Source organism: Tindallia californiensis, from assembly GCF_900107405.1.
GTDB classification, from domain to species: Bacteria; Bacillota; Clostridia; order Peptostreptococcales; family Tindalliaceae; genus Tindallia; species Tindallia californiensis.
In genome coordinates, this window is sequence record NZ_FNPV01000012.1 from 1 (window position 1) to 25,907 (window position 25,907).

The 25,907-nt window shown below is 42.2% G+C and carries 20 protein-coding genes and 1 riboswitch; of the genes, 5 read left to right on the forward strand and 15 right to left on the reverse strand.

Annotated elements, in window-relative coordinates:
* On the forward strand, positions 1-1,623 hold a 1,623-nt coding region (locus BLV55_RS14670; RefSeq protein ID WP_176968426.1), incomplete at its 5' end, for a hypothetical protein.
* A 110-nt stretch (positions 1,624-1,733) separates the two neighbouring features.
* Here BLV55_RS14670 and BLV55_RS13715 read toward each other — a convergent pair.
* Complete coding sequence (locus BLV55_RS13715) at positions 1,734-2,294, reverse strand: hypothetical protein (RefSeq protein ID WP_093315433.1); 561 nt, start codon at positions 2,292-2,294, stop codon at positions 1,734-1,736.
* A 438-nt stretch (positions 2,295-2,732) separates the two neighbouring features.
* Between BLV55_RS13715 and nhaC the strand changes: the two genes are divergently transcribed.
* From nhaC to BLV55_RS13730, 3 genes are all read left to right on the forward strand, one after another.
* Positions 2,733-4,118: a Na+/H+ antiporter NhaC gene (gene nhaC, locus BLV55_RS13720; protein ID WP_093315435.1), complete on the forward strand. Its 1,386-nt coding sequence runs from the start codon at positions 2,733-2,735 to the stop codon at positions 4,116-4,118.
* A 152-nt stretch (positions 4,119-4,270) separates the two neighbouring features.
* Positions 4,271-5,371: an amidohydrolase gene (locus BLV55_RS13725; RefSeq protein WP_093315436.1), complete on the forward strand. Its 1,101-nt coding sequence runs from the start codon at positions 4,271-4,273 to the stop codon at positions 5,369-5,371.
* 58 nt (positions 5,372-5,429) lie between these two features.
* A complete protein-coding gene (locus BLV55_RS13730; RefSeq protein ID WP_093315438.1) occupies positions 5,430-6,824 on the forward strand; it encodes a YfcC family protein in 1,395 nt (464 codons plus the stop codon).
* On the opposite strand, the gene BLV55_RS13735 is transcribed toward BLV55_RS13730, so the two are convergent.
* The 9 genes from BLV55_RS13735 to BLV55_RS13775 all read right to left on the reverse strand — a co-directional run bounded on the left by BLV55_RS13735 (position 6,821) and on the right by BLV55_RS13775 (position 19,531).
* Positions 6,821-7,639 (reverse strand): ABC transporter ATP-binding protein, encoded by an 819-nt coding sequence (locus BLV55_RS13735; RefSeq protein WP_093315439.1) that lies wholly within the window; start codon positions 7,637-7,639, stop codon positions 6,821-6,823. The two genes, BLV55_RS13730 and BLV55_RS13735, sit on opposite strands and share 4 nt — an antisense overlap.
* Positions 7,636-8,691: a FecCD family ABC transporter permease gene (locus tag BLV55_RS13740; RefSeq protein WP_207646091.1), complete on the reverse strand. Its 1,056-nt coding sequence runs from the start codon at positions 8,689-8,691 to the stop codon at positions 7,636-7,638. The genes BLV55_RS13735 and BLV55_RS13740 overlap by 4 nt, the downstream gene beginning before the upstream one ends.
* Positions 8,692-8,705: 14 nt before the next feature.
* Complete coding sequence (locus BLV55_RS13745; RefSeq protein WP_207646092.1) at positions 8,706-9,674, reverse strand: ABC transporter substrate-binding protein; 969 nt, start codon at positions 9,672-9,674, stop codon at positions 8,706-8,708.
* A gap of 97 nt (positions 9,675-9,771) precedes the next feature.
* Positions 9,772-9,953: riboswitch (cobalamin riboswitch) on the reverse strand.
* Positions 9,954-10,229: 276 nt separating this feature from the next.
* Positions 10,230-11,348: a 4Fe-4S binding protein gene (locus BLV55_RS13750; RefSeq protein ID WP_093315481.1), complete on the reverse strand. Its 1,119-nt coding sequence runs from the start codon at positions 11,346-11,348 to the stop codon at positions 10,230-10,232.
* 10 nt (positions 11,349-11,358) lie between these two features.
* Positions 11,359-12,390, reverse strand: coding sequence for a LacI family DNA-binding transcriptional regulator (locus BLV55_RS13755; RefSeq protein ID WP_176968427.1), 1,032 nt, complete (start codon positions 12,388-12,390; stop codon positions 11,359-11,361).
* Between the two features lie 196 nt (positions 12,391-12,586).
* Positions 12,587-13,822, reverse strand: a complete 1,236-nt coding sequence (codA, locus tag BLV55_RS13760; protein WP_093315445.1) for a cytosine deaminase — start codon at positions 13,820-13,822, stop codon at positions 12,587-12,589.
* A 54-nt stretch (positions 13,823-13,876) separates the two neighbouring features.
* A complete protein-coding gene (codB, locus tag BLV55_RS13765) occupies positions 13,877-15,124 on the reverse strand; it encodes a cytosine permease (protein ID WP_093315446.1) in 1,248 nt (415 codons plus the stop codon).
* 263 nt (positions 15,125-15,387) lie between these two features.
* Positions 15,388-17,841: a PAS domain-containing protein gene (locus BLV55_RS13770; protein ID WP_093315448.1), complete on the reverse strand. Its 2,454-nt coding sequence runs from the start codon at positions 17,839-17,841 to the stop codon at positions 15,388-15,390.
* A gap of 235 nt (positions 17,842-18,076) precedes the next feature.
* Positions 18,077-19,531, reverse strand: a complete 1,455-nt coding sequence (locus BLV55_RS13775) for a GGDEF domain-containing protein (protein ID WP_176968428.1) — start codon at positions 19,529-19,531, stop codon at positions 18,077-18,079.
* A 264-nt stretch (positions 19,532-19,795) separates the two neighbouring features.
* Here BLV55_RS13775 and BLV55_RS13780 point away from each other — a divergent pair, with 264 nt between their 5' ends.
* Positions 19,796-20,701 carry an EamA family transporter gene (locus BLV55_RS13780; RefSeq protein WP_093315452.1) on the forward strand — a complete coding sequence of 302 codons (906 nt, stop codon included), beginning with the start codon at positions 19,796-19,798 and terminating at the stop codon, positions 20,699-20,701.
* A gap of 145 nt (positions 20,702-20,846) precedes the next feature.
* On the opposite strand, the gene BLV55_RS13785 is transcribed toward BLV55_RS13780, so the two are convergent.
* From BLV55_RS13785 to BLV55_RS13805, 5 genes are all read right to left on the reverse strand, one after another.
* On the reverse strand, positions 20,847-21,788 hold the full coding sequence (locus BLV55_RS13785; RefSeq protein ID WP_143033225.1) for an ABC transporter substrate-binding protein: 942 nt from the start codon (positions 21,786-21,788) through the stop codon (positions 20,847-20,849).
* An 88-nt stretch (positions 21,789-21,876) separates the two neighbouring features.
* Positions 21,877-22,647 (reverse strand): ATP-binding cassette domain-containing protein, encoded by a 771-nt coding sequence (locus BLV55_RS13790; protein WP_093315456.1) that lies wholly within the window; start codon positions 22,645-22,647, stop codon positions 21,877-21,879.
* Entirely contained in the window at positions 22,640-23,377 is a 738-nt protein-coding gene (locus BLV55_RS13795; protein ID WP_093315458.1) for a GTP-binding protein, read from the reverse strand. The genes BLV55_RS13790 and BLV55_RS13795 overlap by 8 nt, the downstream gene beginning before the upstream one ends.
* Before the next feature lie 127 nt (positions 23,378-23,504).
* Positions 23,505-24,680 carry an ABC transporter substrate-binding protein gene (locus BLV55_RS13800; RefSeq protein WP_176968429.1) on the reverse strand — a complete coding sequence of 392 codons (1,176 nt, stop codon included), beginning with the start codon at positions 24,678-24,680 and terminating at the stop codon, positions 23,505-23,507.
* A gap of 66 nt (positions 24,681-24,746) precedes the next feature.
* Entirely contained in the window at positions 24,747-25,907 is a 1,161-nt protein-coding gene (locus BLV55_RS13805) for a nitrogenase component 1 (RefSeq protein ID WP_093315461.1), read from the reverse strand.

The window sequence follows — 25,907 nt, forward strand, 5'->3', positions numbered from 1 at the left end:
TGGGAAGCCAGTGAGGACATTACGCTGTCGATCCCTCTTACTGATACGGAAACCGAAACCGACTATTTCTTAGTAAGTGCTTTAACGGAAGATCAGTACCAACAGTTGCATCAACGAAGTGTTGTTAATTATGATGGCTATGTTCGTGCTTACAAGAACTATCGACGAGACCACGATTCAGACTTTGACCCGGAGGGGAATACGGATTATCAAGAAGATTATTATTGGAAACTCTTTGATCTGGAAAGAGCTGGAAATCATCCAGAAAGTGTTACTTTAACGGTTCAAGGCACTTCTACTCATGTGAACAGTGAGGGAGAGGTAGTGCATGGGTTTTCTGAGAAGGCTTCAGCCCTACTGGCCGCTGCTGAACCCCTAGGCCTAATGAGTTTTTCGGATGGTTCTCCTGGTAGTCAGTCTACTAGTACTACCATTAAATCCTTAGATGATTTCCAAAACCTTGATCAGTTTCGCGCTTTCCGAAATGCTGCCGCTAATGATGGTCTTTATTTTTGGCGCGATGGGACGGCCTCGGCGAAGGTGGTTTATCCCCGTAGCATTACAGAAACCATCCATATTCATAAAGATTTTTTCTCAACACCGGGTAAAGGTAGTAAGGTTCTTGGAAAAGGACTACATTCAGTAACTGGTGATTATTATTCAATCATTGTTCAAGAATCAGGATCGTTCACAGGATTCAGGCCAGGAAACGCCGGTATTCGTTTTACCGAGCTTCAGGAGTTTAGAGAGCCAGGATATGGACCCTCTCATACAACTACATTAGAAATTGGTAGAATTTATTATGTGAACAATCCATTAGAAGGACCTATTAGCATTAGCGAACCATCTTCGCGTTCTGCTTATAGAAGCGGCTATCCCATCGCAAATGCAGAAATGGTACAGAGTCTTGAATACCGTTTTCCTGAAGATATACCTCATCCGGATAACAGCGGTCCTTGCCCGAAGGAATATGTTAAACAATTGGAAGACATGTTTTTGGAAGCTGTCCACGAACCTGACACTGGAAATACGCCGTTTTTTACTCTTTTCCTAAGCAAAATGGCAGAACAGCAGGCAAAAAGTGCTCATTATCGGTTTTTACCGCCGCTGATTGCACGAGCAAGTACTGATGGTAATGTTACTAGACATCTTCATCCTTGGTTTACAGGTCAAGCCAGTGATTGGGTAGGTCTCTTCCCTTACGGACAATATGCCGGTGGAGTAATAAACGGACTTGACCGTTGGTATTCTGATCAGTTTAGAATTGGAGATACACGACGTTACGTTTTCAATTCACCTATGCGCAATCCAGACCATTATGAGACGGGTTTTTCAACTCAAATTCAAAATTCAGATAATCTTTACACCCCTACTCTTGGTAAGGATGGAAAGGAACAAAAGGGACTGGTTAAACACGTCGGAGTACGAGTGGAAAAGGGTTTTTTAGCTTCAAAAGGTGATTTTCTTCAGGTAGCGCTAGATATTTACGAGGCACCAGATGAACTTTCTGATTTCCAACGAATGCCTTACTCTGTTCACACTGAATATGAGTTGACCTTAGGTGATGTTCCTTATTATTTTGATGGTACGATTGATTCAGGCGGTGGTGCTAGTGTTATGTAACCCCCCGCCCCTGACGATCCATTCTTTTTACCCAGCCCCTCACAAAGGGAGGGGCTGGTATCTTTAGGAACAGGAGGAAAAAAGTATTTTCCACCGTTGCTCCTATCAAATTAAGAACGATAGTGGATTTGGATATTCGAATTTAATAATCTCTCAAAAATCTTTATTCTCTCTATTACTTCTAAGGATTCAAAAGAAAACATGGAAATTGACTGCCATAAAAAAACCCACCCGCCGATATAGAGACCTTCTACGGCTAAGTCGCCGGCCAAATTTAATGAAGCGTTGGCTTTCAGAGAAAATGCCGTTAGCAAAAATAAAAGCGCTACCACAAAATATTTAGCACTTTTTCCGTAAAGCAGCTTCTTTTTTTGTTTTGCTAAGTAGCGTTGATACTTAAAATTCGCCCGCAAAGCTTCTTTTAACACTTTTTCCTGCTCTTCGTTTTCCTCTGCCACCATAAACCACAACTCTATCTTCTGACGGACAGGAATATCTTTGGAACACCTCTCAATAAAATAGATCAGATTGGCGTTTAGTTCTCGAATTTCCAGATAAGAACTGTCCCACTCGTTAAAAGCACTTAAAAGTTTTTCAATGTATACTTCTATAATAAATTCACCTTGTTCATTCTTTTTATAAAGTTGATTTACATATTCATTTCTTTGCAAAGCACTCTTCCCACCTCTCTTTTGTGCTACTTTATCATATTGTCTCACTGTATAAAAGAGTACCCTTTTTTCCTTCTTTTAACAAGGTGACCATTAATAAGAAAAGAATCCTAGCCAATTATTTTGCATAGCCAATTATTTTGCTGCCGTTTTTGTCCTATTTTCGAACATTATTTGCTAAATCCACTCCCGTTGTACGTTTAATTGCCAAATTCGCATAATTCACTCTTTTCAAATGCTATATTCTTCAATTGTTCGCAATTTTATAATTATTCACTCTCTATCCTTATTTTTAGCCCTTCTTCGATTTCATTAAAAGAAATTTTTCTTAACTCTTTATTCCAAAATATTGAAAATTGTCATATTGGCATAAAACTTGCGATATTATTAAATGACAACTAGAATAGTATAAAATAACACTTAGGAGGTATTTTATTCATGTCTGACACAAGACCATCTATTGGCGAAGCACTACTATCCTTTCTATTTTTAATCATCGTTATGGGAATTAGTATTGGCGTTTATGGCGCTGATCCACATATTCCTATGCTGATGGGAGTTGGTTTTGCAGCGTTGATGGCACTAAAAATCGGCTTTTCCTGGGAAGAGATTGAAAAAAGTATGTATGATGGAATTTATCAAGCGTTACAAGCAATGATTATTTTAGCAATTATCGGTGTGTTAATCGGCGTTTGGCTCTTGGCCGGCGTGGTTCCCACCATGATTTACTACGGGCTGGGCATACTAACCCCTACCATATTCCTGGTAGCCACCGCCTTAATCTGCTCCGTTACCTCTTTAGCCACCGGAACTTCCTGGGGAACCATGGGGACTATCGGACTTGCCTTAATGGGCATTGCTCAAGGTCTTGGCATTCCAGCACCAATTGCGGCCGGTGCCATCATTTCCGGTGCTTACTTCGGAGATAAGATGTCGCCTTTTTCCGACACCACCAATCTGGCACCTGCCATGGCTGGTACTGACGTTTTTACCCATATTAAGTTTATGTTGGGTAATACGGTTATTTCATACGGAATTGCTCTTTTAGTCTTTTTATACTTAGGTTTTCAGTTTAGCACTACCGGTGCCGAATTAGGTGCTATTGAAGAGATACGAGAAGGGCTGCAGGCTCATTTTACTATTTCTCCCCTTCTTTTATTACCACCTGTTTTAGTCATTGGATCTATCGCCAAAAAAGTTCCAGCAATCCCCGGTATTACGATCGGTATTTTAGTTGGCGTTATTTTTGCTCCTATTTTTCAAGGGGCTGACTTTGGCGATATTCTAGCCGCCAGCTATGGTGGATTCGTTAGCGAAACTGGTTTAACAACCATCGATGATCTGTTATCTTCTGGCGGCTTAACCAGTATGCTTTATTCCATCTCCCTAACCTTAATTGCCATGATGTTTGGCGGAATTATGGAACAGACAAAACAGTTAGAGGTCATTGTCGAAGCCTTGCTTCGCAGGGTAAAAAGCATCCCCGGTTTAATCGGTCTTACCATCGCAACTTGCATTGGTAGTAACGCTACCATGCCAGAGCAGTACATTGCTATTGTGGTTCCGGGAAGAATGTATGCTCCTGCCTACAAAGAAAAAGGACTCCATCCCAAAACCTTGTCTAACGCCCTAGAATCTTCAGGAACTTTAACTTCTGCCTTAATTCCATGGAATACCTGCGGGGTGTTTATCTATAGTGTGTTGGGCGTAGCCACCTTAGATTACGCAAAATGGGCGGTATTTAATTACACGACGCCGATCGTTGTATTTGCTTTATCTTTCACCGGTTATACGGTAGCAAAATTAGATTCCAATAAGTCTTAGTTTGCTTCATAATCACCGAATTCAATACAAAAACCCTTCGCTTTCTATCTATAACCTATATATGACGAAAGCAGTCCACTCCTTCGCCTTACCAAGCGAAGGAGTTTCAGTATAAAAAAAGACAACCTTCCATTAGAAAGGAGCAACAGGAAATGACAGTATCAATAGACGCTTACGCAAAAAAGGTGTACCAACAAATTCACTCTACTCCAGAAGTAGGCTTTGAAGAGCATAAAACCTCTCGCTTCATCGCCGAAGAGCTAAAAAAAATGAATTACCAAGTACTTGAAAATGTTGGAGGCACAGGTGTCATAGGTATTCTTGACAGTGGAAAAGCTGGCCCTGTCTTTGGATTAAGAGCGGATATGGATGCCTTAGCCTTCGAAAAAAACAAAATAAAGTATGTTTTTCATGCCTGTGGTCATGACGCACATTCCGCTATAGTGTTGGCAACTGCAAAAAAAGTCAGCGAACAGGGCATTAAACAAGGGAAACTCTATTTGGTTTTTCAACAGGCTGAAGAAAAGTTGGGAGCTAACCAAATGATCGACAGTGGCCAATTAGACGAATTGGAGGAACTGGTAGGCATTCATCTCAGACCTATCCAGGAATGCCGCCTTGGCCAGGCAACACCTGCACTGTACCATGGTTCAAGCAAAAGAGTGGATGTTCAAGTAAAAGGCTTGAACGCTCATGGTGCCAGACCACACTTAGGGATCAACGCGGTTGACGCCAGTGTTATGCTGACAAATGCTATCAATTGCATCAAAGCAGACCCAGACGTATCTCATTCTATTAAAGTAACTCGTTTGAACGCTGGAGGTGATACCTTTAATACCATTCCCGATAAAGCAACTTTAACAATGGATATCAGGGCACAAACTAATGAAGTAATGGAATCGATTCTTGAAAAAGTGAAGCTAGCTGTTGAGCATAGCGGAAAGCATTTAGGAGGTGTCGGAGAAATTACCAGTATTAATGGTTCTCCAGCCGCTGAATATGACGCCCATATGGTCGCTTTGGCTAAAAATGCTATCATGGAAGAATTAGGAGAATCTTTAGAAGCAATCAGCACACCAGGAGCAGAAGATTTTCATTTTTATACGCAACGCTTAGGGGTCAAAACGGCCTATATCGGTCTTGGCGCTGATCTCTCACCAGGGTTACATCATCCAGAAATGAACTTTCATCAGGATGCTTTGATCAATGGCGTCAACTTATTATTTAATATGACAAGAAAAAAACTAATGTAATCAAGCAAAATCAAATGCCATTATATTTCATATTTCATACCAAAAAGGAGTGTCTGTAATGACCGCCAAAGAAAAAACTCACAAGAAATTTCAGGTGCCTCATACCTATACATTAATTATGATTTTTGTCATCTTTGCCGCCTTGTCTACTTATATTATTCCCGCAGGCGAATACACCATGACAGAAGACGAAACGCTGGGGATTACCTTAATCGATCCCGATAGTTTTGCATTCGTTGAGAAAAATCCAGTTGGACTTTTTACATTCCTTACTTCTATTCACCAAGGAATGGTAAATGGCGCTAATGTTATTTTTCTAGTGTTTCTGGTGGGTGGCTTTTTTCAGGTAATTAATGATACCGGAGCCTTAGATGCAGGAATCCGTGCTGCTATTGAAAAACTTCAGGGAAAAGAGTTGATGGTGATCCCTTTCATTATGCTTATCATGGCTATCTTGGGCATGTTAGGCATTGTCATCAATGCGGTTATTGCCTTTATTCCAATAGGCGTAGTATTAGCAAAACGGCTTAAACTAGACCCTCTCGTCGGTATGGCCATTATGTACCTGGGAGCTTACTCCGGCTTCGCCATGACTCCTATGGGACCTTTCAACACAGCTATCGCACAAGAAATTGCTGGAGTACCTATTTTCTCTGGTTTCGGCTATAGAACGACTGTGATGGTGGTCGTATTCATCGCTACCGTTATTTACGTCATGCATTATGCTAAAAAAATACGGGTAAACCCAGAAAAAAGCATCCTGGGCCAAGTAGATTTCGAAGTCAGCCAAACCGCTGAAGACATTCATTTCAACTTCTCTCATGCTATTATTCTAACAACTTTAGCTATTGGCTTTGCAGGATATGCTTATGGCTCAACCAGCCTTGGATGGGGACTAGATTACCTCAGTGGTATTATGCTCGGTGTCGCTTTAATTACAGGTGTTGTAGCAAAAATACATCCAGACGAAATGGCAAAATCTTTTATCAAAGGAGCTCAATCCATGGTGTTTGGTGCTCTGGTCATCGGGTTTGCCTCTTCCATCACTATTTTGTTAACGGATGGACGAATTATTCATACGATTATCCACGGAATGTCTATTCCTCTAGGAGCCGTAGGGCCTATTTTTTCATCGATAGGCATGTTTTTAGCCAATCTTCTGTTCAACTTTTTCGTACCATCCGGTTCTGGCCAGGCTTATGTGGTCATGCCCCTTCTTTCACCCATGGCTGATGTTGTGGGAGTATCTCGACAAGTAGCTGTATCAGCTTTTCAATATGGTGACGGGATTTCAAATATTATCATCCCTACATCCGGCGTTTTAATGGGCGCCATAGGAGTTGCTAAAATCCCTTACGAAAAATGGTTAAAATTTGTTATGCCTATTTTCGGTATATGGACTGGAATCGCTGTATTATCTATTGGATTTGCAACCTTGATCGGCTGGAGTTAAAGCAAAGCCCCTTCTGCAAAAGCAGCGGGGGTTTTTCTTTTGGATTTAGATCCAAGACCGAGAAAGTAAATATGAATACTTCCCGTAAAGGGATTGTTGCTTACTTTGTTTTCTACCTGAAAAATATCCCTAATGACATGTTCCTGCAGTACCTGCTCCGGACTTCCAAAGCTTTTAATGGTTCCTTGATGCAAAAGAATGATTTTATCACAATAGCTAGAAGCAATGTTTAAGTCATGAATGGCGGATAAAATACTAATATCCAGTTCTGAAATAATTTCCATGACTTCTATTTGGTATTTAATATCTAGATGATTTGTCGGTTCATCAAGAATTAACAACTCTGGCTTTTGCGTTAAACTTCTGGCAAACAAGACCCGTTGTTTTTCTCCACCGGACAAGGTCGTAAAGCTTCTGTTGGAAAATGCTTTCATCCCCACTTTTTCAATCATTTCATCGACAATCATGTAATCCGCCCGAGAATAGTTTTCGAAGGTTTTTTTATGCGGAGCTCTTCCCATTGCCACCATTTCTCGAACCGTAAAATCAAAATCAATGGTAGATTCCTGTTTTAATACCGCCATCTTCTTTGCGGTTTCTTTTTCTGACAAGGTACTGATATCCTGATGATCCATCAAAATAGTTCCTTTATCTGGACGCAGTGTTTTATAAATGGTTTTTAATAAGGTGGATTTTCCGCTCCCGTTTGGACCAACGATCCCGATAATTTCTTTGTTTTCTACTGCAAAACTAATGTCTTCAATAATTGGCGATCCATCGATTGATAGTGACAGGTCTTTTACAGAAACCATCATTTAGAGCCACCTCCAAAGGAGTAGTCATTCTTTCTAAGCAGCCAGATAAAAAATGGCCCTCCAAATAAGGCCGTAATGGTGCCTATAGGCATTTCTTCCGGCGCAAACAAGGTTCTAGCCAGCACATCTGCCCATATAAGAAACACAGCACCTAACAATGCCGATAAAGGAAGTACTTTTTTATGATCCGCTCCCACTAAGAAACGGGTTACATGAGGCACCATTAACCCTACAAACCCTATAGCACCACTAATTGCCACCATAATTCCTGTTGTCAGGGCCGTCACCACTAATAGCATTTTGCTAAGTTGATGGGTATTCACTCCAAGAGTGATAGCTGTTTCTTCCCCCATTAACAAAATATTAAGCATTCTGGATTGGTAAAAAAGAAAAAGAAAGGTACCGATAACGGCTATCAAAGGAATCCATAAATGAGACCATTTAGTACCACCTAAACTTCCCATCATCCAAAAGAGCGCATTGCGGATTCCTTCTTCTCTTGGTGCTGTCATAATAATAATATTCGTTAGTGCATTTAACATGGCCGAAAGAGCTATTCCAGACAAGATAAGCCGAACAGGCAATACTTTTCCTTTTACTTGCGCCAGCATAAAAATAAACAGAACCGCCGCAAGAGCTCCTGCAAAGGCAGCAAAAGAAATCGCCATTTGTCCGAAAAACCGGAAGAATCCTAATACAATCACTAAGGTTGCGCCAACGGAGGCTCCGGAAGACACGCCTAAAATATAGGGATCTGCCAACGAATTTCTCAGAAGCGCCTGCATAGTAACTCCTGACAGCGACAGTCCGGCACCAACGATGGCTGCCAGAAGAACTCTCGGAAACCGAATATCCCATACAATGTGTTTTTGCGCTGTTGTCCAGTCTTCTTCCAGCAATGGTTCCAACACCGCGAACTGACTAAAGGCAATTTCCCACACGGTTCGAAACCCAATAGAGACGGGTCCAATAGCTACAGCCAAGGTAACGGAACCCACCAATAAGACCAAAAACAATATCGATAATTTTGGCATCGAAATCGATTTTTTCATCTAGACAGCTCCCTTTAAAACTGTTCTGGATAGAACCCTTCAGCTAATATCCGAAGGGCATCTACATTGCGCGGACCCTCAAAAACACTGGGAAGTGGCAGGATGACAAAACGTTGGTTTTTCACAGCATCCACCTCCTGCATAAAGGGGTTAGTAAGCAGTTCATCGATTTTCTCTTCTGCCGTTTCATCTCCATAGTCATTGATCACAATAACTTCTGGATTGCGGTCTACGACTTCTTCCCAATTAACACTTCCCCAGTTATTGGCAATGTCATCAAAAATATTTTTACCACCAGCCATTTCAATCAGGGTTGTTTGCAGGGATTGTCCCGCCGTAAATACCGCGTCTCCACCCATATCAAAAACAAGAACTTTCACCGGTTCTTCTATTTCTCCCAATTGTTGCTGAATCGTTTTCATCTCCTGTTGCATTTCACTGACAATAGCAATTGCTTTTTCTTCCACATCAAAAATCCTGCCCAAGTTCAGAAAGTCTTCATAGACATCATCCATGGTTGCTCCATTTACCAAGGTTCCTTTTACCGCATAGGCATGAATTCCATAGGTTTCCATTTCGTTCACAGAAGCTGTTCCATTTGCACCAAAGGCACTGTCACGCCCATATACAAAGTCCGGCTCAGCGCCTAACAAAACTTCCATAGAGGGATATCTTTCGGCTAACACAGGGATACGGTCAAAATCATCCTTGAATTCCGGCAGGATTTCAGCGTTGTTAAAAGCCGTTCCTACAATACGGTCTCCCAAGCCTAAGGTAAATAATATTTCGGTTGTATGAACATTCATACTGACAATTCGCTCTGGCACTTCGGTAATGCTTAAGGTTCTATTAAAATTTTGGATCGTCACCGGTTGATAATCCGTTATTGTTTCTTTGGAGTCCGTTTGAACTTCTCCTTTTCCGCACCCTATAAAAAGCAGGATTCCCATCATTAGTAACAGAGACAGCCATTTTTTCTTCATTTTCATTCTCCTTTTTTAGGGCATTAAAAAAAGCCCCTTAATTATTAAGAGACTTCCCATCTTAGTTCTCTTTACCTACTTTCCCCTTGTCGCTTTACGCATGTTTTCATTTAAGGCAGGTCTCCTGGCTTGCGTTTCTTCCTCCTCCCAGCCTTCCCAAATTTCTTCAGTGGCATCTTAGGGATTCGTCTTCGCTTACAGTGGCGGGTCCGCGCCGGACTATAACCGGTCTTTCCTATTCTCCTCCTTTTAAGAGGCACCTTAAGGATTTATAATTTATTTATCTATTCATCCTATCATAGGAAGATTATGAAAACAAGCTATTTCTTATCTTTAACGAAGTCGATCATCCAGCACTACCTTATTCCTTCCGGATTTTTTCGCTTCGCAAAGAGCTCCATCTGTCAAATGACATGATTGCCTTCAAATTGCCGGTTCAGAATGTCAGTGGGGACGGGGACAACTCAGCCTGAGGTAACTCAACCCGTCCTTACTGTTCTGTTCCGAACCGTCCCTTTGTGTTCTTGCCTTCCCCTGTGTGTGTAGAAAGTGATGTTACCCATAATTTAAGGAAATTCGATGTTCCGGACAGACACTAGCACACAGTCCGCAACCTGCACATTTTTCTGTATTCACCGTATAAGAAAGGTCGTTATGTATGATAGCTCTGTTCAAACAAGCCGATTTGCAATGGCCCATACAATGATTGCAGTCTTCCTTTTCCTTTATAAAAGCTACTAATGGTTCTTTCGGAATCTCTTCAAAGGACAACAAGGATTCTAGTGCCTTTCCCCGAACTTCATCCAAGCTCTCAATATTCAGGTTTTTCATAAGGTCTTCCAGTTCCTTCAGAATGGTTTTCAGGTGGCTGTACCCATGAATCATCAATGAACTGCACAACTGAACCGTGACGGCACCAAGCATGGAAAACTCCAAAACATGTTCTCCCTTACTCACGCCTCCGACCCCAGAAACAGGCAGATTAGTTGCCTGTACCATCGAAGCCAAAGCCGCAAAAGCGATAGGACGTATTCCTTCCCCAGAATATCCACCATAGGTAGGCAGCAAGGCTTTTCTTGTATAAAGATCTACTCCGGGGATAGCCCTCACCGTATCGATGCCACTTAACGCCGCTGCACCACCCCGCTTAGCCTCTCTGGCCAGTTTTCCGATATTTAACACATTGGCAGAAAGTTTTACTATCACTGGAATATTCACGCTTTCTGTTAATGCTTTAGTAAACACATAAAGTCCTTCAGGAGAATCAACAATCCCGTCAATGCCTTCTCCATGAGGTGAAAAAAGGCTCATTTCAATTGCATCCACTCCGTAGGATTCAACTTTTTTACCAATGTAGGTTATTTCAGAGGCTGAATGCCCTAAAATGCTTCCTATCACCACAGCTCCCCGATCCTTAGCATAAGTAATTTCCTGCTCCCATTTTTCCAAAGAATAGTCGCTGTATAATTCAATATTGTACAGACCTTTTTCTTTATACATTACCCTGGGCTTCACATTAGGGCGAATCTCGTTTACGATGGTTTTTGTAACAACCGCACCTGCTCCTTGTTCCATAGCCTTTACCATTCCTTCACCAGTACCGGTTAAAGGGCCTGCAGATACGATTAAGGGGTTGTTTAAGTTCAAACCAATAAATTTCGTTCTAAGGTCCATAACGTCCCTCCTAATTGAATATTTCTTGTAAACGATCGTCCTGACCACAGGATCTTCGTATTTTCAACTTTGGTTGCAAATAAATTTCCGGCTGAGCTTCTTCTGTTTTCCTTCCGTCCTGAAGATTCTCAAACAATAATCTAGCCGCCATTAATCCCATTTTATGCACTGGCTGAGAAACGGTAGTAAGTTTTGGTTCTACATAAGCGGTGGGTTTAATATCATCAAAACCCATCACCGCTACTTTATGGGGAATAGAAATTCCTTTTCGTTTAAGGGCTTCCATTGCTCCAATGGCCATCAGATCATTCCCTGCAAAAATAGCCTGAGGCATTTCCTCTTTGCTTAATAACTTATTAGTGGCAATAGACCCCCCTGTAATATCTTCTCCACCAATAAGAATTAAATCTAGGTTAGGAGTCACACCATATTCTTTAAGGGCATTTTTATACCCTTCAATCTTTTCATCATCTACCGGGTGATCCTTTTTGCCCTGGATCATTGCAATTCGTCGGTATCCAATATCTAGCAGATGCTTCGTTGCGATATAGCCTCCCATCTTATAATCCGTATATACCGTTGGTATCCCAAGACCACTTCGGTTTCTGCCTAGGTGCACCATTTGAATCTTATCTTGCTTCATTTTCAGAAGTTTTTTATCAGATAATTCTGAAGCTACCAAAATTAATCCGTCCACCCTTTTTTCCATTAAAAGACTTACATGTTCTGTTTCTTTTTCTAAGCTTCCTTCTGTATTGCATAGAAACACAGAATATCCTTTTTCCCGAGCTACTTTTTCAACCCCCTCGGCAATTTCCGGGTATAAAGGATTCGTTAGCCCAGGTATTAAGAGACCAATGGTTCGGGAGCGATTTAAGTTTAATCCTCTGGCAAACGCATTAGGCTTATAGTTCATCTCCTTCATAATCTTTTCCACATGGGCTTTTCTTGCTGGAGCCACGGTTTCCGGATGATTAAGCACTCTGGAGATGGTCGCCACTGATACGCCTGCTTTTTTTGCAACCTCCTTTATGTTCGCCATCGTTTCTCTCCTTTTTTTCATTCTAGTTATGGCTATTATACCATTTCTAGCGCTTTCTCCCTACCTAAGGGATCAACAGGATTTTTAGTGATGCTCGTCATCGAATCTACAGGAATCTCAGCAGCGATAATGATCCGATAGAAAAAGCCTCACCATAATCATGTCAGGCTTTTTCGTTCATTGGATCAACTACTTATTAAAAGAGTGCTTTTTTGACAGCAGGTGTTGCTTTTGCAATGACTTTCCCTCTAGTAACATTATAAAGCACTTCCTTTTTTTCATTTAATACATGATAAAAATCTTCTCCGTTCAAAATCAAAAAGCTGGCCGGATTCCCTTCGGCAATTCCATAGTCTTTCCCTAAGTGCAAGGTCTTTGCCGCATTATAGGTCACCAACTGATAAGCATTCAGAATTTCTTCATACCCCATCATCTGGCACACATGAAGTCCCATATGGATAACCTCCAGCATATTTCCATCTCCCAGCGGATACCAGGGATCAAAAAGATCATCATGCCCGAAGGACACATTGATCTGTGCTTCCAGAAGTTCTTTCACCCGTGTAACGCCTCTTCTTTTGGGATAAGTGTCAAATCGCCCCTGGAGATGAGTATTCACAAGGGGATTGGCAACAAAATTAATCTTGCTCATGCCTAATATCCTAAAGAGCTTTGAAGCATAAGCATTGTTAAAGGAATGCATCGAAGTGGTGTGACTTGCCGTTACACGTTCCATCATTCCCGATTCATAGGCTCTGGTAGCTAATGTTTCAATAAATCTGGACTGTTCATCATCGATTTCATCACAGTGCACATCCACTAATTTATCATATTTTTCGGCTAATTCCATCAGAAAATTCACACTTTCCACTCCGTATTCCCGAGTAAACTCAAAATGAGGAATCCCCCCCACCACGTCGGCACCCATTTTGACAGATTTTTCCATCAGTTCTTTTCCCTGGGGAAAACTTTGAATCCCTTCCTGAGGAAAAGCAACCACCTGAATGTTCACTTCCTCTTTCAATTCTTCTTTTAATTCTAAAAGACCTTCTAACGCAATTAGCCTGGGGTCCGTAACATCCACATGGGTCCGAACATGCCCAACACCATTTTTCGCCTGTTTTCGGACCGCATTTCTCGCCCGGTCCATCACATCTTTTTTAGAAAGCTTCTCTTTTCTCTCAGACCAGCAAGCGATTCCTTCAAAAAGAGTGCCCGATAAGTTCCATCTCGGATCTCCCGCTGTTAAAGCCGAATCCAAATGCACATGGGAATCAATAAATTGTGGCAGCATCAGTTTTCCTTCCCCATCAATCACTTCGATTCCTGGCTTTGGAGAAATTTCTTTTCCGATTTCAAGGAACTTTCCATCTTCAATCAGCACATCTTTCTTTTCTTTTTCGTTTTCAATGCATATGTTTTTAATAAGCATTTTTCCTTCCTCCCTATTTCATCTTAGATTTTCTTTCATTTACTCATGTTCCTTTTATGAAACATTCTTTTTCCTGATAATCATTTCGTAGGCTGTGTAAGCAACAGCAGAAACTACCAGCGCATTGAGCGGTGAAATTCCCCATTTCAAAAACACGCCTACCATCGATCCTAAAATAACCGCCACAATGGCACCCGGATTTACTTCTTCATACTCACTACTTTCCTCTTGATAATGCTTTTTATTCATAAAATAGTGAAGAATAATCACTACCCCTACCGGCGGTATCATTCCTCCTAGGAGACTTAAGTAAGCCACAAAGTTGTTGTATAACCATATAGCTGCCAATGTTCCAGCCGTCCCCCCTAAAAGCACCATTGGTTTGGATTGAATTTTTGTAATATTCGCAAGCCCCAGTCCGGCTGTATACAAGGCATTATTATTGGTGGTCCAGATATTAAGCCCCAACACCAAAATGGCCGGAATCATCAGTCCTTGGGCTATAAGGATATCAAAAATATCAGCGTTTCCTGTCACGGCTCCGCCTACAGCTCCAAAGACAAACATAATGCTATTCCCTATAAAAAAAGCAATCACCGTAGCCCATACGGCTATATTGGGTGTTTTCGAAAATCGCGTAAAATTTGGCGTCGCCGTACCACCGCTAATAAAACTGCCAATAACAATGGACAAGGCTGCGGTTAACGTAAGGGGGTTAGCAGGATTTTCAGCAAAAACATTTCCAAAGCCTGCAACCTCATTGATTCCAACATTCATGGAATAAATCCCTAATAAGGCAATCAACGGTACAGCGATAGAACCAAGAATCGCTAACGCTTTAATTCCAAAATAGGCCGTCGCTGTCATTAATATGCCTGTCATGAATATGAGCAAGGTAGTATTAATGCCAAGCAGTATGGAAACTGGTAACGCAAACATCGCCACCCCTACTCCAAACCAACCAATTTGCGTAAAGCTAATGAGTACAGAAGGTAAGTAAGACCCCTTTGTTCCAAAAGAATGCCTGGCAAGTAAATCAAGGGTCAGTCCTGTTGATTGTCCTACATGAGCCAATACTCCAGTATAGAGGCCAAGAAAGGCATTCCCCAGTAGCATGGCCAAAAAGAAATCCCTCATGTTCAGGCCAATCCCCAAATTACCACCTGCCGTCATGGATGGTGAAAAAAAAGTAAATCCGAGCATCACCACAATGACCGCCCAAAAACCCTGTTTGCTTTCTTCCTTCACCGCTGATAATGAATGCTCTGTGTCTTTTTTCATGCTTTTTGCTGTGGCTTCCATCGTCATCCTCCTTTTTTGTTGTAACTAGTTACATTTTGACTTAAAATGAAAGGCGTCATTATTAGGATCATCTTCTTATCCCGACACCTTATTGCTGTTTCAAAATGTAACCGCTTACAATTTTATATTTCGACAACGATTAGCAAAACTCCTTCTTTATTTTTCAAAAAAACTGAATTTTTTCACTCTATCTTTCCACTTCTTTAATAAACTATGCCCAACCTACTACCAGGCCGCCCTGAGTTCTAAGATCGTTTCTTCTTTTATTGAAAAAATGCTTTATCAGCAGGCATCTCTTCAACAGAATACTTCATTTCTGGCAAAACTTGCCTTAAAAAAACGGTGACCAATTTAGGGTCAAATTGGATCCCTGCATTCTTTTGTAGCTCTTCTGCCGCATACTCTGCCGATTTTGCCGACAGATGATTCCTGTCACTGGTGATCATGTCATAGGCATCGGCAATAAAACAAATTCTGGATGGCAGTGGAATTTCCTCGCCTTTGAGCCCCTTTGGATATCCTTTTCCATCCCATCTTTCATGGTGATACAGTACATATTCAGCTATTTCTGCCATATCATTTACTGTGCTTAAAATGCGGTACCCAATTTCAGCATGGCGACAAATTTCATTGTATTCCATTTCGGTTAGCTCTTCTCTTTTACTCAAAAGAGAATCTGAAATAGCAATTTTACCAATATCATGGAAAAGACCCAGCATTTTCAGTTTCTCCAGATCGTAAGCATCCATGCCCAGGGCTTTCCCCATCGCCACGCATAAGTTGGCGACCTTTTCGGAATGATTTTTTTCTTCCGGCCTTTTTTCGTTGATGGTTGCAAGAATATTATGAATTGCGTCCCCCCTCATGCTTGGGCCTTCAAACAACTTTTGTTTATACATTTTATCTTCGGCTTTTTTGAATACTTTTGTCAAGGATTCCGTCGTATGGTACTTTGTCTCCCAACCAAAAGAGACGGATACTTCGATTTCTTTTAATGGCTTTTTCTTGAGTTTTCTTTTAACCCGTCTCACTAACTCATCCGCCTCTGCACCATCGGTTTTAGGCAGTAACAGTGCATATTCGTCGCCTCCGATTCGTGCAAGAATATCTTCTCCTCGGATAGATTCCTTTAATGTGTTGGCTGCTTTTACAATAAGTTCATCTCCAACGGCATGTCCAAAGGAGTCATTGATCAGTTTCAATCCATTAACGTCACCTAATATAATGGTAAGGGGAAGATTTCTCTCTGTATCGAGCCTTTTCATCTCTGTCTCAAAAAATCTTCGGTTATATAAACCTGTCAGATAATCATGAAAACTTAGGTATTCAATTTCGTTCTGACTCTTTTTCTTTTCCGTAAAATCTCTAAAGACTAGCACAACACCGGTCGTATCACCATTTTCGTCTTTGATGGGAGCTGCACTATCTTCGATCAGCCTTTCGATCCCTTCTTTTGAAACCAATATGGGATGGTTGCTAAGTTCGACAATCTTTCCTGTTTCCAATACTTCTCTTACAGGGTTTTGGATCGGTTCCCGGGTGTCTTCATCCAAGACAGAGAAAATGGTTTCTATCGGTTTATCCAACGCCTCTTCCTGTGTCCAGCCGGTAAGTCGCTCAGAAACCCTGTTCATCACTCTTACATTGCCACTGATATCCGTGGAAATAACGCCATCTCCGATAGAAATCAGTGTGGTCTTAAACTGTTCCTTCTCCTTATACAAGGAAAACTCCATTTCTTTTATCTTGGTAATATTGATATGGGTGCCTATCGTCATATGGGACAAGTTTCCGTTCACATGCTTAACCGTCTGGCCTCTGGACCAAATCCAGACCCATGTTCCGTTGCGATGCTTCATCCGAAAGTGATTTTCGTACATGCCTGCGGAACCACCTTTCAGATATTCAAAAAAATGGTCAGATGCTGCCTTCTGATCATCTGGATGAAGCAGATCAATCCAGCTTTCAGATACATTGGCAGAACCATTTGCATCGTATTTGTCCGGATCTCTTCCGAGCATGGTGAAGTATTCGTCACTACACCACAAATTTCCTGTGTCATGATGGTATTCCCAGGCTCCGGTATTAGACACAGCAATAATCGATTTAAGACGAGCTTCACTTTCACGTAGTGCTTCTTCAGCTTTTTTTCGGTCCGTTATATCTAATAAAATTCCCTGATATTCTAATATGTTTCGATCCCTATCCCGAATCACCGTTGTAAGGTCGTCAATCCACCGTACTTCTCCTTTTTTGCTGATGATGCGATACTGTTGATGATAGCGGTCAATATTATTGGAGGTGTAGCTTTCTATTTCACCATTCATCCGATCCAAATCCTCCGGGTGAACCAAATCAGCATGGGTAAACTCACCGGATACCAACTCTTCCTGAGAATATCCAAATTGGCCGATATTGGCGGAGACCATCATAATAGGGTAGTTCGGCATATTTTTCCAACGAATCAATATGGCTGGACTGTTTTCAACCACCAGCTTCGCTTGTTTTAATTCTTCCTCCACTTTTTCCCGTTCACGTCGAAGAGACTCCCTGTTTTCCAGATGTTTTATAAACAGAAAGGTAAGCGCTAGACTTGCCACAAGCAATATCAGTAGCAGAAAAGTCGTCCCCGAAGCCTTGAGAAGGGACGCTCCCATTCCTATTGCTCCCACGATTCCCAAGATACTCAAGAACCACCTTCCTTTTGAGTTCTTCATTGGCTCACCTCCTGCTGCTTTCTATCAAGAAGCAATTTTTCTCTCAGACTTTCCCACTAAATAATGTAGGTTGCTTTACTATTTACCCTTTTCTTTCTGTTTCTATTGCTTATAATGGATTTTTTCTCCGACTGCCTCTTTTTTTGTTCTTTTTTTGATGATTGGAGGCTTCACTTTTCAACCGCTAGAAGAAACGCCAGAAAGGACAGGAGAAACGTCCGTCTCCTATCCTTTCTTACCCCTTTCCTTCATGAAAAACTACTTTATTTCTTCCCGATTCCTTGGCTTCATACAAAGCCTTGTCTGCATATTCAATGGCCTCTCTGACGCTTATCTGTTTTCCCGGAGCAACCGTAACGACTCCTATACTAATAGTGACCCGTTTAAACGGAGATGTCTCATGCTTCATGGCCAAATGATATACGGCATCTATGCTCTTTTGCGCTATCTTTTCCACCTCTGGTCCTTCAACATCTTCCAGCACTAAAGCAAATTCTTCTCCCCCAAATCGAGCAAAAACATCCTTTTTTCTTACCAGGTTATTGATGCATTTCGTCAAGTTTTTCAGGACTTCATCACCTTGGATATGTCCGTAGGTGTCGTTGTAATTCTTGAAAAAATCCACGTCTAATATCAATAGGCTTAACGCCTCCACTCGCTGTTGCCGCCATACACTTTCTAAGTATAGATTGAGGTAGCGTCTATTATAGATGCCTGTTAAAAAGTCTTTCTCATTTTCTTTCGTTAAAAGTGTATTCATACTATGTAATTCCGACCTTGCTTTAAGAATCATCCCCATTAAAACAACAATGACGGTGAGCATCAGGGCATTTACAAAGAAAATCCACGGATACCCCAGTTGTGCGTTCCATAGGGTGACATCGTCGACTCTGGCCACAGCCAAATACCAATTTCGCCCATCTGCCTTCTGAACAATTCCAAGGATGTCTTCCCCTTCATAGGCATAGGCCATTCGAACAATATCCTGGCTTTGCTTCGCTTCATTAAAATAATCCTTAAACAATGAAGAGCCTAAGTCCGTATAAATATTTTGCCCTTCTAGATTAGGTCGATGGGTATGAATCACCATGGTCCCATCTTCATCCACCAACATAGAATAACTATTTCGTTTTTCCATTTCTGTCATTAGAAACCCTCGAATGCTTTCTAAAAACACATCCGCTGATATCACTCCAATAAACCTTTCTCGAAGGTATAAGGGGGAACTGATGGTCACCAACATTTCTCCCGTTTCCCGATCTACATACACACTGGAAACAATGGTTTTGCCAGCTTCCTGTGCTTCTAGATACCAGGTTCTGGTTCTGGGATCGTAATCCTCCGGCGGAATCCATTGGCCACCTGTAATAAAATGGCCATCGGCTAATCCAATATATAGTTGAGAAATACTCGGGTCTTCATTATTGATATTCAAATAAGGGTTTTCTGTGTTGTAGGCTACCAATTCTTCATAAGAAAAATTGTCATAAATATCTTTAGCCGTATTCACAATACTCTTTTTTTCTTTTATCCATAATCCAAAGGTGGCCGAGTCTGTTCTTAAATCATTGATCAATGCATTGTATCGATTTTCCAACATTTCATTTCGCACCACATTAAAGTTATAGGCAGTTAATACCAAGATGGCTAGGATCAGCAAACCCATGCTCCGTTGAAATATTTTTTTCATTTCCTCACCACCTATTCTTGAAAAAGGGATGTTCTGTCTTGTCATTCCATCCTTCTGTAGCCTTTTTTTACCCTTTCACCAAGAAGAAAAACATTTGTTTCCTTTATTCTTCTCACACTTTTTATCTTAGGTACCAATCGTTACAACCCTTTCAGCATTGGTGTAAAAACTTCTTTTGAACATGATTTTCCCATGCATGCTATTGTATCCTTGGAAAAAATTGCGTATGCTAGAGATAGATCGCATACCAAAGGAGTCGATGGCATGAGAAACAAAGATAAGCTACTGGCATTCATGGTGGTAATCCTGTGGGGATTTAACTTTACGGCCATAAAGCTAGGACTGGAAGGAGTCCCGTCCACCTTATTGGCCGCCTTGCGATACACCTGTTTATTGCCAGTGGTTTTTTTCGTAAAAAAACCGACCATTCCCTTGGGATATGGCGTCGCTTATGGGCTTTGCGTAGGAGTGGGACAATTTGGGAGTTTATTTTATGCCATGGAAATTGGCATGCCGGCAGGACTATCTTCCATCGTGCTACAAGCTTCGGCTTTTATCACCCCGCTACTGGCCTTCTTTTTCCTTCAGGAACCCATGAACCGCCGGCAACATCTAGGGCTCATCATTGCAGCCTGTGGGCTCCTCTTTATTGCAAATAGTGGTCAGCACAACCATATAGCCGGCATCCCTATATCTGGGCTTTTATTAACACTGCTAGCCGCATCCTTTTGGGCACTATCCAATATTATCCTGAGATATGCTGCCAACCAGGCCATTGCTAGAGGCGAAACCATCGATATGTTTGGGTTGGTCATCTGGGCTAGTCTCATTCCACCTATCCCTCTGTTCCTCATCGCTTTTTGGATAGATAGCCCTGCTACCATTTTAAGTGCCCTGACCCAACTCAGCTCTATTTCCATTTTTTCGATTCTCTACCTGGCCTTTGGTGCCACGCTATTGGGCTATGGAGGCTGGAGTTATTTATTAGGAAGATACCCAGCTTCCCGCATCGCTCCTTTTTCCCTGCTGGTGCCTGTCACAGGGCTTCTCTCTGCAAAATTAGTTCTAGGTGAACAAATGACATCCATGCAGTGGATCGGTGGCATCACCATCTTAGCAGGATTGATCATTGCCAATTTTGACCTATCCCGATTTCAACAAACAACATAAATGGAGCCTTGCTATCTATTGAAAATGTAAGTTTTCCCGATGAAATAAAGGGTCAAGTGCCACTTTTTTTGCCGATGAGAAAAATAAAGGGACGCAAGAAGCGTCTCTTTTTTCCCCTAAGCGACAGCGTGGATGATCATCGCATTCAATCCTCTAATAGACTCATATCCTTTTGCTCCACCCATTCCCAACTGGGATAGAGTAGTTTTCCTTTATATGCCATGAGTTCTTGCTTTGGCTCCACTTCAGGATGAACTGGAATCATGAGCCCTCTTTGACTATATAAATCCTGTATTTCTTGGGAATAAAGGCTTTCTAACAGGATTTCTCGTACTTCTGGTCCAGCGTCTGCCCTTACGGCCACATAAGAAATAACCACGAAGAGCCCTTCCTCTGGCCATATTTTTTCCACCTGGCCGCTTTTTCCTGGACCTGAAGCAAACAGCAGTGGCACAATGCCTAAGGGGTATTGGCCTCGATCCACCGCATCAAAAACAGCCGCCGGATTACTTACGACACTAAAATGCTCCTTGGCGGTGTGTAGCCCTTCTTCTCCATACAAATACCAATATCCTTTTAAAATAGATTTCCCTGCAGGCTTATCTGTGCTGGAAATGGCGATTTTCCCTGCCAGTGATGGATCTAACAAATCTTCCCATCCACGGATTTCCGTTGTTTCCTCCAACATTTCCTTGTTTTTTATCATGACGACTGGCACCACTACTCCAGGCTGAAAATACCCTTGAGCATGAGCCATCTCTGCAAATTCCTTGCGAATCGGAAACCAATCCTCTATGGGCTGAAAAAGAGGAAGATTTCCCAGTAACAGATCTTTCCGATGAAACAATTGCATATCTGTACTCACCAGTACATCGGCTCCCATTCGTCCCTGCTGCAGATCTTCCTCTAATCGATCCTCCATTAACATGTCTTCAATCAACCCATAATAATCAAAGTCTACGGTGGCATTTTTTTGTGCTTTCCAACGGGAGGCCGTTGCATCCAGTTTTCCTTCCACCGCTTTTTTCAGGCAGCTAGGGTTATTCCAATATAATGTGATGTGTCTTTCGATCCCTTGATTCTCCATTTTTTCATGCCCCTTTCTTCCTAAACCTTTTTTTCTTTCCCCGTCCAAAATTTCTTTTTGTGATCTATCCTAGGCGCTATGCTTTCTTTTATGGTTGAAATTCTAAGGATACAGATTCTCCCTGTCGCAACTGGTCTTGCAAACCTTGCAGAACACCTGCCATTTTTTCCAGTCTGCCACGAACTGTTACTTCCTGTTGTGTTAATGCCAGTACCGCCTGCATCCCTCCGTTGCCCATGATGATTCTTTTTTCTCCTAATAAGGCTAACAGTGGATCGTGAGTGACCACCAACACGATTTTTTGTTGTGCTGCCAGGGTTTCCATGGCTTTGAGCCGATGAATGCCCGCATTTTCCACTTCGTCAATCAATACCACCGGAGAATCTCCATTAATGGCTACATCGGCAATCATCAAGGATCGAGATTGCCCTCCGCTGAGGCGTGTCAAGTTCTCTTCTGGTTTTATGGCTTCTCCCGCAAAGGTATTGGCGCATTCAATGACTTCCTCTGCTTTTTTTCCCGGTTCCCTAAAGCCTCGACACCCTGCATGCATAATTAAAAACTCTTTTACTTTCATATCCAAAATAAAATTCATATTTTGAGAAAGGTGTGCCACCAAGTTTTGTTCATATCTATGGAGGGCATTATCCAGAGGAGGCTCGCCATCCAGCAAAATTTGACGTCTGGAAATAGAATCTCGCTGGGCTATTTGTTCAATATCATTAATGAGCTGACTTTTACCTGATCCCGTAAATCCCACAATGCTATATACCTGCCCCACTTGAACCGTTACTTCTTGTACGGCTTCTGGCTCTCCATTTTTCTTGCGTCCTCCCAGAATAGTAATCTCCCTAAGCATATATGCCCCCTCCTCTTTTGCTAAAATCCATTTTATAGACCACTCCATGTTGGTGTTTATTGCCCAAGCGTTTTTCTCCCATGCAATAGGAACAGATTGCCGTTGGCATAGGATGACGCAGCCGCGAATCACTGATTTCCTGCAGGGGGTCTTCTTGATGAATAATAGTAGCCAGCCCCTCACATCCGCTACCAGTTAATCCATTGGCTTCTACAATCAGTGCTTTGTCGTTGATTTCTCGGATTTTGGCACGAAATACTTCTCTTTCGGCTTGAGACACCATATCTCCCTTGGTCATAATCACCACATCGGAAGTGGTGACCACCGGACCTGCCTTCTGAGGTGTTTTGATGCTGGACAAACAATCCACCACGCAAAAGGTTAGGACGCCTTCGATTCCTGGAGCACAGCGATGACAAAGCCCTGCGGTTTCAATCACTAAAATTTCCGCTTCATTTTCTTCTGTCCAGGAAATCATTTCCTCATAATTCACTGCATAAAAATGATCCGGACATATGTCGTTGCTCAAGCCAACGGCTACCGGAACTCCCAAGGCTGCATATTTCACATCGTCTTCCGTCTCCAAACAGTCCACCTTTACGACGGCCACTTTTTGATCTTTTCGTTGCAAATTTTTCACCACATGAAGCATGACTTCTGTTTTACCTGTAGCCGGCGGTCCAGCCACAATGACAGCTTTAGGCCGTTGTTGCTTTGTTTCCTCAATCATCCATCTCATTCCTTTCATTTCCATTATTCTGTGATTTAAAAGAAGGTGCTGGCGGGGAATCCACTTTCAGGAAATGACCCCGCCTGTGTTTCTTGAAATCCAGTAAATGCCAAGAAGGGTTTTTGCTCTACTGGCCGCCGCCTCCGGCAGCTCCTTCCCTGACTGGATTCAGGATGGCATGTATTTCTTCCTGGGATAATTCGTAGTCATAGTAGGCGGCATAATAGCTACGTATTTCTTCTTCCATATCGTAATCGAATAAGTCTGGTTGATTGTGCTGTGCCAACCACTGCAACATTAAGGGAGCGTCGCCGGAAGGGGGGAACCACCGATAAATGCCCATGGGGATTTTATACACCCTTTTATTCTTCACGGCATGGATTTGGCTCCAATCCTGTCCTTGGATCTCGTTGTTGTAAAAGTCTTCTGGTTGTAGTGCTGTGAAGTTGGTAATATAAATAATTTCTGGATTCCAATCATAAATTTGTTCCATTTCTACTGGAGCTCTTCCAGTAATCTCCTCTTCGGCTACATCAATAGCTCCAGTAGTGGTTAACCAGTAATTCCCAAAGAAATTAGCACCGGAGACCAGTGGTTTTCCCTCTACATGGTTAAACAACATCATAGCCCGGGGTTTCTCTTCGAGATCTTGCACTTTTTCGGTGATTTCATTTTCAACTTGTAATCCATAATCAATAATTCCCTGGGCCCGGTCTTCCAAGTCGTAGATTTCGCCTAGCATTTCAATCCAGCTATTGATGGTTTTTAGCACATCACCGTCCGCAATGCCGGTAGTGCCAATGGCTACTGTCCGAATTCCTGCTTCTTCATATAAGCCTTCCAGGCCAGATTCTGCCCGAATAAATACCAGATCCGGATCCAGCATTAAGAGCTCTTCTATATTGATTTCTTCGCCGCTGGCAAAGCCAGTTTCGGCTGCCTGCATCCCCGGTGCCAGTACCGACAGCATGGAATGCTCATAAGCACTTTTAGATGCCGGATGCATGCCTACAATGTCCCCATCTCTTCCTGTTGCCAGAAAATAGACGGAAGGAAAGGGAAGGATTCGATCCGTAACGACCCGATTTATTTCATCTGGAATTTCCACTTCCCGCCCTAATTGGTCGATAATGATCCTTCCAGAGGTTTCTCCCCTGTCATTTTCAACTTCTTCAACCTGTTCATTCTGAAGATCCAGTTCGGACTCTGACTGGTTTTCGCTACCACTACCAGTACGGCCACAACCGGTGACCAGTGCCAAGATCAATAGTAAGAAAAGTATGTTGCTCCAGCTTTTTTTCATGTACATTGCCTCCTTGAGGGATTTTCATCTTATTTTTTTCTCTCATCACTTCTTTATCCAATAAGCTTAACCTAAATTTTTTTCTCTGCTCGCTATCACTGTAGGCTTCAAGCCGGTATACAGGACATCATGTCCCCAGGAAATCCGACTGGAAACAGCTAAATGAGGAGCTGAGTAAAAGCTGGTTTTATCTGAAGTGAAAATCGACTGAAAAAAGGGATCTCCTACTACCATAGGATAGGAGTAGGTTTCTGCCATAATTTCCAGTTCTTCTTCAGAGCCAATCTGCTTATCGCCTTTTCGGCAATAGGCTTTTTCCATCTGAAACAATGAACATACCTGAAGCGATGGCATGGCTTTTTCTTTTTCCAGATAGTCCCGAAAGGCGTTGGCCCATACCTGCTCCCCAATAACAAGACCGGCAGGTGAGGCCGAGTATTTTTCTTCTCTTCTTTTTACAGGGGCAGAAGGGTTTTTCAGCTGATCGACCAATATTTTGGTGGGTTCTTTTCCTACAGGAACGCCTACCACATAGGGCATGTCGTATTGCTGTTTTAGGTATTTTGCCGCCTTCAGTCCTGAAATCGAAATCACTAGGTTCACTTCTGCATTTAAGCTTCTTTTAATGCTCTCCAACCCCTGACCATCCATGCCCCAAATGCTGTTCACCCGTTGACCGTGACTTTCCAAAGCTTCTTTGATTTCCATTACCTGATTAAGGCTCCAGTAATCCATGGGCGTTGCTCCCAGAATATTCACCGCACCCTGGGCTGGTTGTTCGGAGGAAGCCCAGTTTTTGGCGATGGTTTCAAAGGCCAGCGCCGATCCTTTTTCATAGGTTTCAATACCGGTGGTATTTAGCGGAATTACCGGAATGGATTTTTCCGCCATTACCATTTTGGAAATACTTTCGTGATCACTGGCAATTACGGCTGAAGTTGGTGTTCCTAAAATCACAATAAACTGGATATTTTCTCTGATTTGTGCTTTTCTTATCTTTTCCAGTAACACCTCTTCATCTCCGGTAATGGCATGGATTTCCCGCAATCCTGAGCTGAAGATATGGGAAGGTTCTTCAAAAAAGCGGGGTTCGTCGTAGCCCGTCACATTTCCTATGCAGCCATCGGCTCCGTTAAGAATAATCACTCCTCCCAGGGAATAGAAAGCGGCACTGGCTCCGGAATAGTCCGGTGCCAGTGGGGGCAGTTTGGTTAGTATGGTTTTCAT

Excerpts from the sequence above, each read along its gene's own strand:
- nhaC (WP_093315435.1), top strand. The coding sequence starts at position 2,733 with ATGTCTGACACAAGACCATCTATTGGCGAAGCACTACTATCCTTTCTA.
- BLV55_RS13725 (WP_093315436.1), top strand. The coding sequence starts at position 4,271 with ATGACAGTATCAATAGACGCTTACGCAAAAAAGGTGTACCAACAAATT.
- BLV55_RS13730 (WP_093315438.1), top strand. The coding sequence starts at position 5,430 with ATGACCGCCAAAGAAAAAACTCACAAGAAATTTCAGGTGCCTCATACC.
- BLV55_RS13735 (WP_093315439.1), bottom strand. The coding sequence starts at position 7,639 with ATGATGGTTTCTGTAAAAGACCTGTCACTATCAATCGATGGATCGCCA.
- BLV55_RS13740 (WP_207646091.1), bottom strand. The coding sequence starts at position 8,691 with ATGAAAAAATCGATTTCGATGCCAAAATTATCGATATTGTTTTTGGTC.
- BLV55_RS13745 (WP_207646092.1), bottom strand. The coding sequence starts at position 9,674 with ATGAAGAAAAAATGGCTGTCTCTGTTACTAATGATGGGAATCCTGCTT.
- BLV55_RS13750 (WP_093315481.1), bottom strand. The coding sequence starts at position 11,348 with ATGGACCTTAGAACGAAATTTATTGGTTTGAACTTAAACAACCCCTTA.
- BLV55_RS13755 (WP_176968427.1), bottom strand. The coding sequence starts at position 12,390 with ATGGCGAACATAAAGGAGGTTGCAAAAAAAGCAGGCGTATCAGTGGCG.
- codA (WP_093315445.1), bottom strand. The coding sequence starts at position 13,822 with ATGCTTATTAAAAACATATGCATTGAAAACGAAAAAGAAAAGAAAGAT.
- codB (WP_093315446.1), bottom strand. The coding sequence starts at position 15,124 with ATGGAAGCCACAGCAAAAAGCATGAAAAAAGACACAGAGCATTCATTA.
- BLV55_RS13770 (WP_093315448.1), bottom strand. The coding sequence starts at position 17,841 with ATGAAGAACTCAAAAGGAAGGTGGTTCTTGAGTATCTTGGGAATCGTG.
- BLV55_RS13775 (WP_176968428.1), bottom strand. The coding sequence starts at position 19,531 with ATGAAAAAAATATTTCAACGGAGCATGGGTTTGCTGATCCTAGCCATC.
- BLV55_RS13780 (WP_093315452.1), top strand. The coding sequence starts at position 19,796 with ATGAGAAACAAAGATAAGCTACTGGCATTCATGGTGGTAATCCTGTGG.
- BLV55_RS13785 (WP_143033225.1), bottom strand. The coding sequence starts at position 21,788 with ATGGAGAATCAAGGGATCGAAAGACACATCACATTATATTGGAATAAC.
- BLV55_RS13790 (WP_093315456.1), bottom strand. The coding sequence starts at position 22,647 with ATGCTTAGGGAGATTACTATTCTGGGAGGACGCAAGAAAAATGGAGAG.
- BLV55_RS13795 (WP_093315458.1), bottom strand. The coding sequence starts at position 23,377 with ATGATTGAGGAAACAAAGCAACAACGGCCTAAAGCTGTCATTGTGGCT.
- BLV55_RS13800 (WP_176968429.1), bottom strand. The coding sequence starts at position 24,680 with ATGAAAAAAAGCTGGAGCAACATACTTTTCTTACTATTGATCTTGGCA.
- BLV55_RS13805 (WP_093315461.1), bottom strand. The coding sequence starts at position 25,907 with ATGAAAACCATACTAACCAAACTGCCCCCACTGGCACCGGACTATTCC.